At 68.7% G+C, this 345-nt stretch carries 1 protein-coding gene; it reads right to left on the reverse strand.

What is annotated here, in order from left to right:
* Nucleotides 1-345, reverse strand: a 345-nt coding sequence (locus GFH49_RS01550) for a HAMP domain-containing protein (RefSeq protein ID WP_155053908.1), incomplete at both ends; no start/stop codon positions are given.

Consider the following 345-nt stretch of genomic DNA (forward strand, 5'->3'; position numbering starts at 1 on the left):
CCTTCGGTGCCGACCTCGCGGGCCACGCGGGTGACCTCGTCGGCGAAGGCGGAGAGCTGGTCCACCATCGTGTTCACCGTCGACTTCAGCTCCAGGATCTCACCCTGCGCGTCGACGGTGATCTTCTGGCTCAGGTCGCCGTTGGCGACGGCGGTGGTGACCTGGGCGATGTTGCGGACCTGGGAGGTCAGGTTCGAGGCCATGAAGTTGACATTGTCGGTGAGGTCCTTCCAGACGCCCGACACGCCCCGCACCTGCGCCCGCCCGCCCAACTGCCCCTCCGTGCCGACCTCGCGGGCCACGCGGGTGACCTCGTCGGCGAACGCGGAGAGCTGGTCGACCATG

Origin of the sequence: Streptomyces blattellae, assembly GCF_009709555.1 — a bacterium.
Lineage (GTDB): Bacteria > Actinomycetota > Actinomycetes > Streptomycetales > Streptomycetaceae > Streptomyces > Streptomyces blattellae.